Genomic DNA, 15888 nt, shown 5'->3' on the forward strand with positions numbered 1-15888 from the left:
CTGACCCGCCGCAGCGAGTCCTCCTTTGGAGTCGCTGCGGCGGGTTTTGTGATCCTAGCGGGGCTAAATCACATCTCCCGCATCTCCCACTAGGGTCAACGTCTGCGTGGCCCGGGTGATGCAGACGTACAGATTCTGCAGCCCCTGCGGGGAGGAAGCGACAATCTCTTGGGGGTTAAGCACGATCACGTGGTCGAATTCGAGGCCCTTGACGGCTTCGGCATTCGTGGCGTCAATGACCGCGGTCAGGCGGCCATCGTCTTCGGTGACAACGCCGGGGGTGAAGTCGGCATCGTCAAGCCGGCGCACCGGCTCGCCATCGCGAATGGCAATGGCTGGGGTGGCATCCGGATCAATGGAGGCCAAGAGGCTATTGGCAAGCTCGGTAATGGGCTGAGGCGTGCGGTAATTGACGGTAAGGAGGTGGTGGCGGAAGCGCTGGGCGACGAACGGCTCCAAGGCCTCGCCCCAGTCATCCACGCCGGCTGGGGACCCCGTCTGCGAGGTATCACCCACCAGCGTCATCCACCGCGACGGGCAGCGGCGGAAGAGCATGCGCCATTCCATTGGGGTAAGTTCCTGTGCCTCGTCCACGATGATATGACCAAAGGCCCACGTGTGATCCTCCCGGGCGCGCTGTGCCGTGGTACGCGTATCTCGCACCTCCTGGCGCTGCGCCAGGGTTTCGGCGTCGATCACGTCGTGCGCCGAGAGAATCTCCGCCTCAAACATGTCATCGTCGTTATCAGTGGATTCAGAGGAGGACAGGATATCCAACGCATCTTCTGCATCCGCGATCTGCTCGCGCCACTCGGCGTCCTTGGCCGCCTTCTTCTCTTCAGGATTGGGCAGGCCTATGAGGACGGCCAACTCATCCAAAAGGGCAGCATCGGAATCAGTCCAGGCGTAGCCATCAGCGCGGTACAAGGCGGCTTGGGTCTCCTCATCGTAGCCGCGGGCAGCCGAGGCAATGAGTTCGCGGGAAGACAATAACGCGGCGAGTACCTCAGAGGGATCAAGCTCGGGCCAAAAATCATCGATGCAGCCCACCACGGACTCATCAATGGCAAGATCGTCGTGGAATTGGTCCACATCCGCGCGGCTTAAGAGGTTCTCCCCGCCCAGGGGATCCGTGCCCACCTTGGTGGCCATCTCTTGGGCGAGATCCTCCACGAAGTGCTCGATGAACGCCTCGCGCGCCTGGTTATGCGGCTTGCGTGAGCGGCGGGCGCGGGTGCGCGCCCTCTTCACCATGGAGGGCGTGATGGTCAGGGGCAGGCCATCTACGGTGATGTCCTGGGGCTCACTTGGCACCTGCTGATAATCCTTGACGGCGGCGCTCAGGATTTCCGCCATGGCTTCGCTGCCCTTAATTTCGCGGCCCACAAGCCCCTCGGTATGAGTGGGAGTGATGCCGGGGAATAGCCCACCGATGGTGGAGAGCACGACACCGGTTTCACCGAGCTCTGGTAGCACGCGGGAAATATAGTCCAAAAAGTTGGTATTGGGTCCAACGATGAGCACACCGGTGGAAGATAGCTGCTCGCGGTGGGTGTAGAGCAGGTAGGCAACGCGGTGTAGCGCGACGGCAGTTTTACCGGTGCCGGGACCGCCTTCTACGACCATGACGCCGCGGGTATTATCCCGGATGATTTCGTCCTGCTCGCGCTGGATGGTTTCCACGATGGACGTCATGTGTCCCGTGCGGGCGCGTTGCATGGCAAAATACAGGGCGGATTCGCTTGCCACGCCTGCTTCTTCCTCGCGCACACCTGGGCCATCTAAGGCCTCGTCATTGACATCAGTGACCGTGCGCCCGGTCATGCGGATCTGGCGGCGAGTGTGTACGCCTTCAGGTTGTGCGGTAGTGGCGAGGTAAAAGGGGCGAGCCATGGGCGTGCGCCAATCCAGCAGCAGGGTGCGGTAGTTTTCTTCGCGCGCATCCAAACCCATGCGGCCGATATAGCGGCGATCGAGTCCTTCTTCCGTCGGGTTATCGCCGGGGGCATCGATATCGATGCGGCCAAAGACGAGCCCCATCTGTGCGACGTTGAGGCGGTCCAATTTGGCCTGCAAGCCGTGGTATTCCGTTTCGCGGCGCACTAAGGCATCAGCATCGGGAGTCGCCGGGTCGACCTCGGCCTGGACCTCATTTAGGCGCGCGTTTGCCGCAGCTACCTCGTCATCGAGGCGGTCAAAGAGGCCATCGACATAGTTCTGCTCGGCTTCGATGGCAGAAATTCCAGCGTTTTCCGCGCGGCTAGATGAAGTTGCATCAGCGGGAGAATGATTGGCTGGAGAATTCTTCGGTGCAGAGTTCACAAGACTCCTCAGAATGAAACACGAAAATATGGGTGGGCGCGCATCCGCGTGCCGCGTAGGGGAGGTTCGAGTTTAGACCTTGCCGTGACAAAGAACAACGGCCCAGCGTAGGGCTGGGCCGTGTGCGAGGGTTAAGGCGAATTACTTAGCGCGCTTTTCAATCTTCTTGATAGCGGCTTCGATCTTCTTATTAGCCTTCTTCTGCAGCTTATCTGCCTGCTTGGAAGCCTTCTTAGCAGCGCGCTTGGAGTCTGCTTTGTCGAGCTTCGAGGCTGCGTCATCGGCACGCTTTTGTGCCTTGTTCGCAGCCTTGACGGCACCCTTGCGGGCGGTCTTAGTGTTGGACTCAGCGGACTTCAGCCATTCCTGCTTGTTGTCGCCAACGTAAGACTTGGCGCTATCTACGGAGTCCTCGATGAATGACTTCGCATTGTCCAAGAAGCCGCGGCCGGAATCCTGCCAGTCTTCCTTGTTGTCATCGACGTAGTCCTTGGCGTCATCAACATAGGACTTTGCGGTATCCAGCAGGCCGCGACCGGTGGACTGCCAGTCATCCTTGTTGTCATCCACGTAGGCCTGCGCCTTCTGAGAGGTTTCGTTGAACCAGTCGCCGGCCTTGTTGGACAGCTCGTTGGCGCGAGCGGAAAGCTCCTCGCGCTTTTCCTGGGACTCAGACTTGGTGGGCAGCGCCTGCTGAATCTTCTTATTGGTGCGCTCACCGGCCTTCTGTGCGCGCCAGCGCAGGGACGGCTTGCCCTCTGTGTCCTGGGTGGTGATAAAGAGCGCGCCGAGCAGGGCGGTATTGGTAATGAAGCCGTTGCGACGGTCTTCCTTGTCCTTCTTATTATCTGCGGCCCAGAAGTTATTCTTGCCCACCAAGTTGGGCAGGGTAGCGGCAGCCAGCACGGCTGCGGAGGTGCGTGGTGCCTTGCCCAGAGCCAAGGTGGTACCTGCACCGATCTTTGCGCCGCCGAGGGCGCGGGTAGCTAGTTCCGGATCGTTGGGAATCAGGTTCTTGTAACCGGAGGGGACGAACTTGCGCAGGGTCTTGAGGAAGCCTTCGGTTTCCTTGGTGTGCTCCGAGGCATTGCGCAGGTCGTCTACACCTTCCCATACAAATACCGATGCCAGCATGGGGCGGGCAAACTTGCGAATCATAGTCCTTTAAGCTCCTTAGCTCGTTGTTCTAGACCAATCGTGTGATTGACCATTATACGCTGAAATAGCCGCCTAGATCACCAACGGCGCTCCCACCAATCACCCAACTTGGGGCGTTCTTCCCCCAAGGTGGTGGGCTTGCCATGACCCGGGCGGATGATGGCGTTATCTGGGAACTCTTCGAAGACACGCTTGGTGACGTCCTTATATAGCCGCACAAAGTCGCCTTCAGAGGTCGTTCGGCCCAATCCACCGGGGAATACGGAATCTCCCACAAAGAGGTTGGTGACACCGTCAACGGTGGCCACAAGCGCGACGCCGCCGGGGGTATGGCCACGCAGGATGATGATCGGCAATTTCATGCCGGCAAAGTCGATGGAATCGCCCTCGCGCAGCTCAACGTCCACGTCTTCTGGAATGGCGGGCGAATCTATAAAGGAGGCGTAGTGTTTTGCGTTGGTTGCCTCCAAAACCTCGCCGAGAGCCCGCACGTGATCCCAGTGGCGATGCGTGGTGAGAACGGCGGTGATATCAACGCCGGCCTCGCGCGCCATGTCGAGGATGGCGGGGGCGTCATCGGCGGCATCGACAAGCAAGCCTTGATCGCCGGCGGTGAGCAGGTAACAGTTATTGTCCATCTCCGAAACGGAGATTTGGTGAAGATGTAGCTCGTTAGTCATACATTCCAGCTTACGGGTACATTCAAGGGGAGATTAAAATCTATGATGTGGAGGCTGGAGCGCAGTGGCAGAACGATTGATTGTGCGAGGCGCACGGGAACACAATCTCAAGGGCGTGGATATCGATATTCCGCGCGATAAAATGGTGGTTTTTACTGGGCTTTCGGGTTCCGGTAAGTCCTCGCTGGCCTTCGATACCATCTTTGCGGAGGGCCAACGCCGCTACGTGGAATCGTTGAGCTCTTATGCCCGGATGTTTTTGGGCCAGATGGATAAACCCAACGTGGAATACATCGGTGGCTTATCGCCGGCGGTGTCCATCGATCAGAAATCCACGAACCATAACCCGCGCTCTACCGTGGGCACGATTACGGAGATCTACGACTACCTCCGCTTGCTCTTCTCGCGCGCCGGCACGCCGCACTGCCCCAAGTGCGATGCCGTCATCGAGCGTCAGACGCCGCAGCAGATCGTCGATTCCGTGCTGGAGCAGGAAGAAAAGCTGAAGTTTCAGGTGCTTGCCCCGGTAGCGCGCAAGCGCAAGGGCGAGTTTGTTGACCTCTTCCAAGACCTTTCGGCACAGGGCTACTCCCGCGTGCGCGTGGATGGAGAGACCCACCAGTTAAGTGATCCGCCAAAGCTGAAGAAGCAGGTTAAGCACACCATCGAGGTGGTGGTGGACCGGTTGCAGGTCAAAGCCTCCCAGAAGCAACGCCTGACCGATTCCGTGGAAACGGCTTTGCGGCTTGCCGATGGCCTCGTCACCATCGAGTTCGTTGATAAAGAGGAACTCACGCATACTTATTCTGAAAAGGCGGCCTGCCCCAATGGCCATGCACTTACCATCGAGGAGTACGAGCCGCGCGCGTTTTCCTTTAACGCCCCCTTTGGCGCCTGCCCGGTCTGCGATGGCTTGGGCACTAAGCTCGAAGTGGACGTGGATCTGCTCATTCCGGATCCGGATGCCCCGGCCGTTGATGCCGTGCAGCCGTGGCATTCCAGCCCGAACTCCCGGTACTTCGTCAAACTCGTGGAAGGTTTGGGCAAAGCCATGGGCTTTGATCCGCAGACCCCCGTCAGCGAGCTGACGAAGGAGCAACGCGATGCGTTGATTTACGGCACCGAAACCGAGGTGCGAGTGCGATATAAGAACCGCTATGGTCGCCAGCGCAATTGGACCGCGCCCTTTGAGGGTGCTGTTGGTTTCCTGCACCGCAAATTGGATACCACGGATTCGCAGTCCCAAAAGGATCGTCTACTGCAATACACCCGCCGGGTGCCGTGTAGCACGTGTAAGGGAACGCGCCTGAAGCCGGAAATCCTCGCTGTGCGCTTGGCGTCGACCTCACATGGTGAACAGTCCATCGCGGGGCTCAGCGCCCTGTCCATCGAGGATGCCTCAGAGTTTTTGGATTCGCTGGTCTTGGGTCACCGCGAGGAAATTATCGCGGGAGCGGTGCTGAAGGAAACCCAGGCCCGCCTGCGCTTCTTATTGGATGTGGGCCTTAACTACCTTGCCCTGGACCGCGGCGCCTCGACCCTGTCTGGCGGCGAGGCCCAGCGCATTCGCTTGGCCACGCAGATTGGATCCGGGCTGGCAGGCGTTTTGTACGTCTTGGACGAGCCGTCCATCGGTTTGCACCAGCGCGATAATCACCGCCTGATCTCAACTCTGCAGCGCCTGCGCGATATTGGCAATACGCTCATCGTGGTCGAACACGATGAGGACACCATTCGCTCGTCCGATTGGCTCGTGGATGTGGGCCCGCGCGCCGGCGAGTACGGCGGTGAAGTGGTCTACCAGGGCGAGCCCGCCGGCGTGGAGCAGGTAAAGGAGTCTCTAACGGGGCAGTACCTATCCGGTTCCAAGGTCCTGGCCGTTCCGGATCACCGCCGCGAGATCGATAAGGACCGCACCCTGAAGGTGGTCGGCGCCCGGGAAAATAACCTCAAGGGAATCAACGTCGAGATTCCGCTCGGCGTGCTGGTGTGCATTACCGGTGTATCCGGCTCCGGCAAGTCCACCGTGGTCAATGAAATCCTGGCCAAGACCTTGGCCAATAACTTGAACCGCGCCCGGCAGGTTCCTGGGCGCGCCAAGCGCGTGGAGGGCATTGAGCACCTGGATAAATTGGTGCAGGTGGATCAGAGCCCGATTGGCCGTACCCCGCGGTCCAATCCGGCGACCTATACCGGCGTCTTTGATAAGATTCGCAACCTTTTTGCGGAGACCCAAGAAGCAAAGGTGCGAGGCTACAAGGCCGGCCGTTTTTCCTTCAACGTCAAAGGCGGCCGCTGCGAGGCCTGCCAGGGCGATGGCACCATCAAGATTGAGATGAACTTCTTGCCGGATGTCTATGTCCCGTGTGAGGTCTGCGAGGGTGCGCGCTATAACCGCGAGACCCTGGAGGTCCACTACAAGGGCAAAAACATCGCGGAAGTGCTGGACATGCCCATCTCAGAGGCAGCGGACTTCTTCGAGCCCATTACCTCCATCCACCGCTACTTGGCCACGCTTGTCGATGTCGGCCTGGGCTACGTTCGCCTCGGCCAAGCCGCCACCACGTTGTCCGGCGGTGAGGCTCAGCGCGTGAAGCTCGCTTCGGAGCTGCAAAAGCGCACCAATGGCCGCACCATCTATATCCTGGATGAGCCGACGACTGGTCTGCACTTTGAGGATATTCGCCGGTTAATGCTGGTGATTCAAGGGTTGGTAGATAAGGGCAATTCCGTGCTCATCATTGAGCACAACCTCGATGTCATCAAGGCTGCAGACTGGATTGTGGATATGGGTCCAGAAGGCGGTGCCGGTGGCGGTACCGTGGTTGCGCAGGGTACCCCGGAGAAGGTCGCGCAAGTGGAGGGTTCCTATACCGGCGGCTACCTCAAGGAAATGCTGCCTTAAAAACTAAGGGGATAGTTTCTGTGAAAAATTGTCCCCTTTCTAAAAGATGGGCTAGTCTGTGAGGAATGAATCTGCGGCGGAGAATGGGAGCGATACTGGCGACGGTATCGCTTGCTGCAGTGGCGGCGTGCTCGTCGCCGGAACAGGCGCCGGATACGGCGGCGGGGGAAGGGGCATCGGCAAGCGCTAGCGATAATGCCGATGCCGCAATCGCCAAAGATCTAGACCGCGCCATTGCGGCAGTGTCCAAGGACTATGACGCTAAGGTTGGCGTGGCCATCTCCGCCGGTGAAGAAAAAATTTCTGCGGGCGACAAAGGCGAAGGCCCAGCATGGTCCACCATCAAAGTGCCCATCGCGATTACGGCCCTGCAGGACGGCGCCGATCCATCCTTGGTGGATTTGGCCATCAAGGAATCCGATAATGATGCCGCCTACGCATTGTGGTCGCAAGTGCAGTGGGAAGAAGGTGTGGCCTCGGAGGCGGTGGAAAAACTCTTGCGCGAGCACGGCTCGAATGCCTCCATTGAGGACGATGCTTTTGGGTACTCCACCTGGCCATTGCAGGAGCAAGCAAATTTTGGCGCGCAATTGCCCTGCATCAAAGAAGCCGAATACGTCCATGAGGTATTAAATGACATCGTGGAATGGCAAAACGTTGGCCTCTCCAAACACACAAGCACCCGGGCCAAAAGCGGCTGGGGGCTCGATGAAAATAGCAATGACTACACATTCCGCCAATTCGGTGTCCATGAAAAGGACGGTAAAAGGGTAGGCGTGGCCTTGAGCGTCATCGTCGAGGGCGAGGATTATGAAAGTGGCTCCGCCGCGATCGATGACCTTGCCGATGATGTCCTTAAGGTCATCGACAAATCCATTGAAGATGAAAAACTAGAGCCCGATTCCTCCTGCGAGGATGCCTAGTATTCTGCGGTTTGCCTTAAATGGTAGCGGCTGCTAGTGTCGTATCCACTACCGCCCAAGGTACCTTTTCTAGGTACCTGGGTCACAAGCGGAGATTCTCCCACCCGATGCCGCGAACTTAAAGCTCGTTGGATAACGGTAAAGGTAACCAGACATTAGTGTCTGGCTCTGTGAGATCTCCCGGCTGCCTTTGGCAGACCGGGTTAGATTCGTTTGTGGTCCACGGTAGGTGAACTCATTACCCAAAACCCCTAATCGAGGAGAACCACAATCAGCGCTGAAGCTCGCATTAATGAGCGTATCCGAGTACCCGAGGTCCGTCTTGTCGGCCCCGGTGGTGAACAGGTGGGTATCGTCCGCACCGATGATGCCCGCAAGCTTGCTTATGAAGCTGACCTGGATTTGGTCGAGGTAGCTCCTAAGGCTAAGCCCCCAGTTGCCAAAATCATGGACTACGGCAAGTTCAAGTATGAGCAGGCCCAAAAGGCTCGCGAATCTCGTAAGAACCAGCAGCAGACCGTGGTGAAGGAACAAAAGTTCCGTCCGAAGATCGACGATCACGATTATGAGACCAAGAAGAGTAACGTAGTTCGCTTCCTGGAAAAGGGATCCAAGGTCAAGGTGACCATCATGTTCCGCGGCCGCGAGCAATCGCGACCGGAGCTGGGTTTCCGGCTTTTGGAGCGGTTGGCCGATGACGTCGCTGAGGTTGGCGTAGTTGAGTCCCGCCCCAAGCAGGATGGTCGCAACATGACCATGGTTTTGGGTCCGGTTCGTAAGGGCAAAAAGTAAACCATATTCCACGTAGGATTTAAGGACTTAATACTCATGAAGCAGAAGACCCACAAGGGCACCGCAAAGCGCATCAAGGTGACCGGTTCCGGCAAGCTGCGCCGCGAGCAGGCAAACCGCCGCCACTTGCTGGAGGGCAAGCCTTCCAAGCGTACCCGTCGCCTCAAGGGCACCGAGTCCGTCTCTCAGCCAGACACCAAGCGCGTCAAGCGCCTGCTCGGTCGCGCCTAAAAGCGCCCAATCAACCCACATCCACCATCTCAATCAGAATTTAAGGAAGTATTACTGTGGCACGAGTAAAGCGCTCAGTTAACGCAAAGAAGAAGCGTCGCGCGATCCTGAAGTCCGCCAAGGGCTACCGTGGTCAGCGTTCCCGCCTGTACCGTAAGGCCAAGGAACAGTGGCTGCACTCTATGACCTACGCTTACCGCGACCGTCGCGCGCGTAAGTCCGAGTTCCGTAAGCTGTGGATCCAGCGCATCAACGCTGCTGCCCGCATGAACGACATCACCTACAACCGCCTGATCCACGGCCTGCGCTTGGCTGAGATCGAGGTAGACCGCAAGATCCTCGCTGAGCTTGCCGTCAATGACTTCGAGGCCTTCTCCGCACTGTGCGAGACCGCCAAGGCCGCCCTGCCTGAGGACGTCAACGCACCGAAGGCTGCGTAAGCTTTTCAGCTACATAGCTGCTTGCCCACTCCATCACCGGTTAATCCCCGGCGTGGGGTGGGTTTCGTGCTATCTCAACGCCTAATGCTCGTCAAAATCGTGCACGCTGTGTGCTAGATTGATGAGTCTATAAAGCTAGTATTTGCAAGGAGACTGCCAAGCTATGATGAGCCCGTATAACCGCGAGCAACCAGAAGGCAACCCTTATTCGAGTCAATTTCCTGGCCAGGATCGGCCGTATTACTCCCAGGAATTCCACTCTGGTGGCTATCCGCAGCAGGGCTATCCTCAGCAACAATATGCGGTGGCAGGTAACCAAAAGTCCTGGGTAGCTGCGTTGCTTCTGTGCTTCTTCTTGGGCAGTGTCGGCGCGCATAACTTCTACACTGGTCGCACAACTTATGGTGTCGTGCAGTTGTCTCTCAATATCCTTGGCTGGTTTACCTTCTGGTTCCTGTTGGGCTTCCTTTTCTGGACCGTTTTAGGAATCTGGGTGTTCATTGAGTTCTTCATGATTCTCCTTGGCGTGGGCGATTACGACAAGGACGCACGGGGAGTCCCGTTAAAGAAGTAATTTTTTGCCATGGCCCTGCCGGATTTCTGGCAGGGCTTTGTCATATCTGAGGCGTGAAACGAGCAGTTCAGCGCCCAAGGTAGGGTAGGGCCTATGAATTTAGACTTTGACTCCGCCTTTACTGAACGTACTCCGCGCATCGTCAACGCGGCGAAATTGCACCGGGCTGCTAATCGTAAGAAGGCCAAGCAGTTCATTATCGAGGGCGAAAATGCGGTGGATGCTGCGGTGTCTACGGGTGCGGCCACGGATGTATTTGTGACGGAAAAGGCCGCGGAGCGCTTTGCGGACATCGTCACGGCCTGCGGCTATATGGATGTCTACGTCCACCCCATTACAGATAAGGCCGCAAAGCATCTGGCCGATACTGCGACTACGACGGGAATTTTTGCCCTGTGTAGTTCTTCGGTCTTGTGGTCCGCAGGAAAGATTCTTAATGGAAAGCCGAATTTGATTTCGGTGCCGGTGCTTACCTCGGAGCCCGGGAACGCGGGGACGTTGATTAGGACTTCGGACGCGATGGGCGCCGACGGCGTGATCTTCGCCGGCGAGACCGTGGATCCCTTAGGCAGCAAGGTTGCCCGGGCTTCGGCAGGCTCCTTATTCCACGTCCCAGTTGCACGCGATCCAAATATCAAGGACGTACTCGGCCAATTGCGCAAGTCTGGCATGCAAATCGTCGCTACGGCCGCGGATGGGGAAGTAGAGCTTGCCGATGCCGACCTCACCCAACCCACCGCCTGGCTCTTCGGCAATGAAGCCCACGGGCTGGGCGAGCTGCTTGAAGAGGCCGATATGCGGGTACGCATCCCGCTGCGGGGGCGCGCGGAGTCACTCAACCTTGCCACCGCGGCCAGTATTTGTTTGTACGAATCCGCCAAGGCACAGGAACAGAGTTAGGCCGCAATCGCGTTTATCCGCTGTAGCGAATGAAAAAGGGGTCCCTGAGACCGTCCGTGTCCTAGTGACAGAGTATGATTGCACGCGTTAGTTTTCGCGCGAGAAGAAGGTACGAAGTACGTGTCCGATACACCGCAGATCGAATTGACCGAACAGGCCCTCGGGGCCGCGGCCGATAAGGCTATCGCAGCCTTCGAAGCAGCAGAGACGCTAGAGGATCTCACCGCTGCCCGCCGCGAGCACTTAGGCGAAAACGGGTATATCCCGCAAGCCCGCCAATCCCTCGGGCAAATCCCCAAGGATCAACGCAAATCCGCCGGCAAGGCCGTCAATATGGCCCGCGGCAAGATGGAAAAACGTTTTGCGCAGGTCAAGGACGAATTGGAGCAGCAGGCTCGCGAGGCCCAGCTGAAGGCCGAAACCGTTGACGTGACCATTCCTACGACTCGGGCGCAAACGGGTGCGCTGCACCCCATTACCTCCTTATCGGAGCGCATTGCCGATATTTTCGTTGGCATGGGGTGGGAAATCGCCGACGGCCCAGAGATCGAGGCAGAGTACTTTAACTTCGATGCCCTGAACTTCAAGCCGGATCACCCAGCGCGCACCCTGCAGGATACGTTCCACGTGGGCAAGGAAGGCTCCAAGCAAGTTCTCCGCACGCACACCTCGCCGGTGCAGGTGCGCACGATGCTCGAGCGCGATGTGCCCCTGTACATCGCCTGCCCGGGGCGCGTTTTCCGAACAGACGAGCTGGACGCTACTCACACCCCGGTATTCCACCAGGTGGAGGGGCTCGCCGTGGATAGGGGTTTGACCATGGCTCATCTGCGCGGAACGCTTGAGCACCTGGCCAAAGTGCTCTTCGGCCCCGAAACCACGACGCGCATGCGCGTTAATTACTTCCCGTTCACGGAACCTTCTACCGAGGTAGATGTCTGGTTCCCCAATAAAAAGGGCGGGGCCGGCTGGATTGAATGGGGCGGTTGCGGAATGGTAAACCCCAATGTGCTGCGCGCGGTAGGTGTTGATCCGGAAGAATATACGGGTTTCGCGTTCGGCATGGGCCTTGAGCGCACCCTGCAATTCCGCAATGGACTGACCGATATGCGCGACATGGTCGAAGGCGATGTCCGCTTCACCTTGCCCTTTGGCGTACAGGCTTAAAACCCAGAAAGGATAGATACATCATGCTTATTTCCCAAGACTGGGTTACCCGTATCCTTGGCGCTTCCAATCCGAACTGGAGCGCGTCCGCTGCCGATATGGATTCCGGTTTCGTCCGTGTGGGCTTTGAAACCGAAGGATATGAGCCTATCCCTGAGACTACTGGTCCATTGGTCATTGGCCAGGTTGTAGAAATTGAAGAGCTCACGCAGTTCAAAAAGCCCATTCGGTACTGCCAAGTCAACGTCGGCCAGGCCAATGGCACCGGTGAATTGCAGGGCATTATCTGCGGTGCGCGTAACTTCCGTTTGCATGACTACGTTGTAGTCTCCCTGCCCGGCGCAGAGCTGCCCGGCGGCTTCAAAATCGCAGCGCGCGAAACCTATGATCACATCTCCAATGGCATGATGTGCTCCGCTGCTGAGCTGGGCCTTGGCGCGCAGGCAAACGGCATCATCGTGCTGGGAGAGGAAGTTGCGGACATGGTGGGCGAAGATGCCCGTCCAGTCATCGGCCTGTCCGATACTGATTTTGACGTCAATATCACCCCAGACCGCGGCTACGCACTATCCGCGCGTGGGTTAAGCCGCGAGATCGCCTCGGCCTTTGATCTGGAGTTTAAGGACGTCGCCGATGATCCAGCGGTAGCTGGAATCGATACCTCTGTTGTGCCAGAGGCCGAAGGATCGCTTCTCATCATCGATCTGCGCGAGGAAACTAAGGCGCAGCGATTTGGCGTGCGCAAGGTGACCGGCATCGATCCGCAGGCACGCACCCCATTTTGGATGGAACGCGAACTCATGCTGTGCGGCCAGCGCAGCGTCAATGTGGCAACGGATGTGACCAACTACGTCATGTTGCTCTTGGGCGCCCCGATGCACGCCTTCGATGCCAATGAAATCGCAGGCGACCTTACGGTGCGCAATGCACACGAAGGCGAGAAGTTTGAGACCCTCGATCACGTCACTCGCGAACTTTCTGGTGAAGACGTGGTCATCTGTGATGACAACGGCATTCAATCTCTAGCCGGCGTTATGGGCGGTACGAGCTCAGAGATTTCTGACCAGACCACCGATGTCTACTTTGAGTCCGCAATCTGGGATCCCATCACCGTGGCCCGCACTTCTCGCCGGCACAAGCTTTCTTCTGAGGCATCGCGCCGGTTTGAGCGCGGCGTCGATCCGGCCATCGTCGAGGTGGCCCTCGATATTGCGTGTGTGTTGTTGCACTCCATCGCGGGCGGAACGATTGACAAGGGTCGCACCCTCGTCGGTGAGGTTGCTCAGCCACAGGCTATTCGTTTGCGTGCGGAAAAGCCGAGCGAATACGCCGGTGTGGAGTACTCCCGCGAGACCGTTATCTCCCGCCTCGAAGAAGTCGGTTGCTCCGTCGAAGCAGAATCGGATTCGGTACTTAAGGTCACACCCGCGACCTGGCGTACCGATATTTCCATGGACGTTGACCTCATCGAGGAGGTCTTGCGCCTAGAAGGCCTAGAAGATATCCCCACCGTTCTGCCTACGCCAGCAGGCGGTCGTGGTTTGCCCCTAGCGCAAAAGCGCCGCCGCGCCATCGGCCACGGTTTGGCCTATGCCGGCTACGCAGAGGTTTTGCCCACGCCGTTTATCGCAAACGACACCTTTGATGTGTGGGGCCTTGCCGCTGACGATGCCCGCCGCACTACCGTGGCAGTGCAGAACCCGTTGGAGTCTGACAAAGCCATCTTGGCCACGACCTTGCTTCCCGCAACGCTTGAGGCTTTGGGCCGCAACGTAGCTCGCGGCCGCAAGGATCTGGCGCTGTATGGCCTGCAGCAGGTGGCATTCAAGCGCGCAGAATCGTCACCGATGCCTTCCGTTGCCCAGCGTCCTGGCGATGAAGTTGTGGAAGAACTCCTGCGCACCCTCCCGGATCAGCCCTTGCACGTGGCAACCGTCGCTACGGGCAAGATGGAACACGAGGGCCCGTGGGGCGAAGGCCGCGATTACACTTATGCGGATGCCATCGAATCCGCACGTCTGGTTGCCCGCGCCGCGGGCCTTGATATCGAGGTCGAAGCCGCGCAACACCTGCCGTGGCACCCAGGCCGGTGCGCCGCCATCAAGGTGCCAGGATCAGATGACATCGTGGGCTACGCCGGCGAATTGCACCCCCAGATTCTTGAGGCGCTCAACTTGCCGCCGCGCACGTGTGCGATGGAGCTTAATATCACGGCGCTGCCGTTGACGGAGCGCTTCCCAGCGCCGGTGCTGTCTGCATTCCCAGCTTTGCACCAAGACATCGCGCTGGTGGTGGATGAGGATATCCCGGCAGAAAAGGTGCGCGCCACGGTGGAGGAGGGAGCTGGCGATCTCATCGAGTCGGTCGACCTCTTCGATATTTTCCGCGGTGAGCAATTGGGCGAGGGCAAAAAATCCTTAGCTTTCCAGCTGCAATTCCGCGCTGCAGACCGTACCTTGACCGATGAGGAGGTCAACGAGCACCGCACTACAGCCGCCGAATTGGCCAAGCAGCGCTTCGGCGCAGAAATGCGAGCATAGGGCAGACCCAGTAGTCCAGCCCTTTGCATTAAACGGCGAAGAACCAGACTTTGGTGGCACATAAGCCACTCGGGTCTTGGGTCTTCGCCGTTATGCTATTTCATGCAGATGTTTATTATTTTCACTCCTTATGAGCTGCGAAAAGTAATCCAATTCACTGAATAACATACAGTGGAGCGTATTTCTTGCTATAGTTCCGGGTATGACGATTTCAGTAGCAGTGGCAGGGGCCACAGGATACGCCGGCGGAGAGATACTGCGCTTGCTGCTATCCCACCCTGCCTATCACTCCGGTGACCTGCGCATTGGTTCCTTGACGGGAAATTCCCAAGTGGGCCAGCGCGTCGAAGAAATTATGCCGCACCTGCCGCAACTGGCAGAGCGCGTTATCGCCGAAACGACACCCGAGGAACTTGCGGGACATGACGTCGTATTCTTGGGCTTGCCGCATGGACACTCGGCGCGGATCGCGGAGCAATTGGGCGATGAGGTAACCATCATCGATTGCGCCGCCGACTTTCGGCTCCGTAAGGAAAGCGATTGGAAAGCCTATTACGGCGGGAACTATGCGGGGCAGTGGCCGTACGGTATCCCGGAAATCCCGGAAAACAGGTCAAACCTTAAAGGCACAAACCGGGTAGCCGTGCCCGGATGTTTCCCCACGGCCATTACCTTGGGGGCACTGCCCGCTATTGCGCGAGGGCTAGTGGAATCCACCCTTTCCGTGATTGCCATCACCGGCGTCTCCGGAGCGGGAAAGAAGGCTTCCGTCGCGCAATTGGGCGCAGAGACCATGGGAAACGTCAAGGCTTATAAACCAGGCGGCACCCACCGGCATACCCCGGAAATCGTGCAGAACTTGCAACCATTTTCCCACGATGAGGTGTCCGTGAGTTTCACCCCGGTGCTTGCGCCCATGCCCCGCGGGATTCTGGCGACGATTACGGCGGAGCTGAAAGGGGGCATCGGCAAGCAGCAGGTGCGCACCGCATTTGAGGAATTCTATGCCGATGAGCCCTTCTGCCTAGTGCTGCCAGAAGGCCAACAACCGGAAACCCAGAACGTGGTGGGCACGAACATGGTGCATATCCAAGCCCACGTCGATGAAAATTCCCACCGCCTCATCATTACCGCGGCGCTAGACAATTTATGCAAGGGTACCGCCGGTGCCGCCGTGCAATGTATGAACCTTGCGCTGGGATGGACAGAAACTTTGGGATTGCCCCAAGCCGCAGTCGCCCCTTAGGGCTGCGCAC

13 protein-coding genes are annotated in these 15888 nt (G+C 58.1%); 10 read left to right on the forward strand and 3 right to left on the reverse strand.

All coding sequences use genetic code 11. The features are described 5' to 3' along the window. Positions 1-63: 63 nt before the first annotated feature. The 3 genes from ABRP84_RS07345 to ABRP84_RS07355 all read right to left on the reverse strand — a co-directional run bounded on the left by ABRP84_RS07345 (position 64) and on the right by ABRP84_RS07355 (position 4160). The gene (locus ABRP84_RS07345) at positions 64-2322 is read right to left on the reverse strand and encodes a HelD family protein (protein ID WP_502879796.1); all 2259 of its coding nucleotides are present in this window, start codon (positions 2320-2322) and stop codon (positions 64-66) included. Between the two features lie 141 nt (positions 2323-2463). Continuing rightward, on the reverse strand, positions 2464-3480 hold the full coding sequence (locus ABRP84_RS07350; protein ID WP_349853196.1) for a DoxX family protein: 1017 nt from the start codon (positions 3478-3480) through the stop codon (positions 2464-2466). A gap of 77 nt (positions 3481-3557) precedes the next feature. After that, positions 3558-4160, reverse strand: coding sequence for an MBL fold metallo-hydrolase (locus tag ABRP84_RS07355; protein ID WP_349853197.1), 603 nt, complete (start codon positions 4158-4160; stop codon positions 3558-3560). 64 nt (positions 4161-4224) lie between these two features. Here ABRP84_RS07355 and uvrA point away from each other — a divergent pair, with 64 nt between their 5' ends. The 10 genes from uvrA (at position 4225) to argC (ending at position 15878) form a co-directional block, all read left to right on the forward strand. After that, a complete protein-coding gene (uvrA, locus tag ABRP84_RS07360; protein WP_349853199.1) occupies positions 4225-7065 on the forward strand; it encodes an excinuclease ABC subunit UvrA in 2841 nt (946 codons plus the stop codon). 83 nt (positions 7066-7148) lie between these two features. Next, the gene (locus ABRP84_RS07365) at positions 7149-7988 is read left to right on the forward strand and encodes a serine hydrolase (RefSeq protein ID WP_349853201.1); all 840 of its coding nucleotides are present in this window, start codon (positions 7149-7151) and stop codon (positions 7986-7988) included. Positions 7989-8258: 270 nt separating this feature from the next. Continuing rightward, positions 8259-8780 (forward strand): translation initiation factor IF-3, encoded by a 522-nt coding sequence (gene infC / locus ABRP84_RS07370; protein WP_081443661.1) that lies wholly within the window; start codon positions 8259-8261, stop codon positions 8778-8780. 36 nt (positions 8781-8816) lie between these two features. Further along, a complete protein-coding gene (gene rpmI, locus ABRP84_RS07375) occupies positions 8817-9011 on the forward strand; it encodes a 50S ribosomal protein L35 (RefSeq protein ID WP_239269865.1) in 195 nt (64 codons plus the stop codon). Between the two features lie 56 nt (positions 9012-9067). Continuing rightward, positions 9068-9451: a 50S ribosomal protein L20 gene (gene rplT, locus ABRP84_RS07380; RefSeq protein ID WP_023017886.1), complete on the forward strand. Its 384-nt coding sequence runs from the start codon at positions 9068-9070 to the stop codon at positions 9449-9451. 163 nt (positions 9452-9614) lie between these two features. Then, the gene (locus ABRP84_RS07385) at positions 9615-10025 is read left to right on the forward strand and encodes a TM2 domain-containing protein (RefSeq protein WP_349853202.1); all 411 of its coding nucleotides are present in this window, start codon (positions 9615-9617) and stop codon (positions 10023-10025) included. Between the two features lie 93 nt (positions 10026-10118). Continuing rightward, positions 10119-10925, forward strand: a complete 807-nt coding sequence (locus ABRP84_RS07390; protein WP_349853203.1) for a TrmH family RNA methyltransferase — start codon at positions 10119-10121, stop codon at positions 10923-10925. 120 nt (positions 10926-11045) lie between these two features. Further along, entirely contained in the window at positions 11046-12092 is a 1047-nt protein-coding gene (gene pheS, locus ABRP84_RS07395) for a phenylalanine--tRNA ligase subunit alpha (protein WP_349853205.1), read from the forward strand. A 23-nt stretch (positions 12093-12115) separates the two neighbouring features. Further along, entirely contained in the window at positions 12116-14632 is a 2517-nt protein-coding gene (gene pheT, locus ABRP84_RS07400) for a phenylalanine--tRNA ligase subunit beta (protein WP_349853206.1), read from the forward strand. Between the two features lie 202 nt (positions 14633-14834). Further along, a complete protein-coding gene (gene argC, locus ABRP84_RS07405) occupies positions 14835-15878 on the forward strand; it encodes an N-acetyl-gamma-glutamyl-phosphate reductase (RefSeq protein ID WP_349853208.1) in 1044 nt (347 codons plus the stop codon). Positions 15879-15888 lie beyond the last annotated feature (10 nt).

Source organism: Corynebacterium sp. KPL2861, from assembly GCF_040225475.1.
Lineage (GTDB): Bacteria > Actinomycetota > Actinomycetes > Mycobacteriales > Mycobacteriaceae > Corynebacterium.

What these genes read in the sequence shown, in the direction of transcription:
- ABRP84_RS07350 (WP_349853196.1), bottom strand. Translation starts at nt 3,480, where the DNA reads ATGATTCGCAAGTTTGCCCGCCCCATGCTGGCATCGGTATTTGTATGG.
- ABRP84_RS07355 (WP_349853197.1), bottom strand. Translation starts at nt 4,160, where the DNA reads ATGACTAACGAGCTACATCTTCACCAAATCTCCGTTTCGGAGATGGAC.
- ABRP84_RS07365 (WP_349853201.1), top strand. Translation starts at nt 7,149, where the DNA reads ATGGGAGCGATACTGGCGACGGTATCGCTTGCTGCAGTGGCGGCGTGC.
- rpmI (WP_239269865.1), top strand. Translation starts at nt 8,817, where the DNA reads ATGAAGCAGAAGACCCACAAGGGCACCGCAAAGCGCATCAAGGTGACC.
- ABRP84_RS07385 (WP_349853202.1), top strand. Translation starts at nt 9,615, where the DNA reads ATGATGAGCCCGTATAACCGCGAGCAACCAGAAGGCAACCCTTATTCG.
- ABRP84_RS07390 (WP_349853203.1), top strand. Translation starts at nt 10,119, where the DNA reads ATGAATTTAGACTTTGACTCCGCCTTTACTGAACGTACTCCGCGCATC.
- pheT (WP_349853206.1), top strand. Translation starts at nt 12,116, where the DNA reads ATGCTTATTTCCCAAGACTGGGTTACCCGTATCCTTGGCGCTTCCAAT.
- argC (WP_349853208.1), top strand. Translation starts at nt 14,835, where the DNA reads ATGACGATTTCAGTAGCAGTGGCAGGGGCCACAGGATACGCCGGCGGA.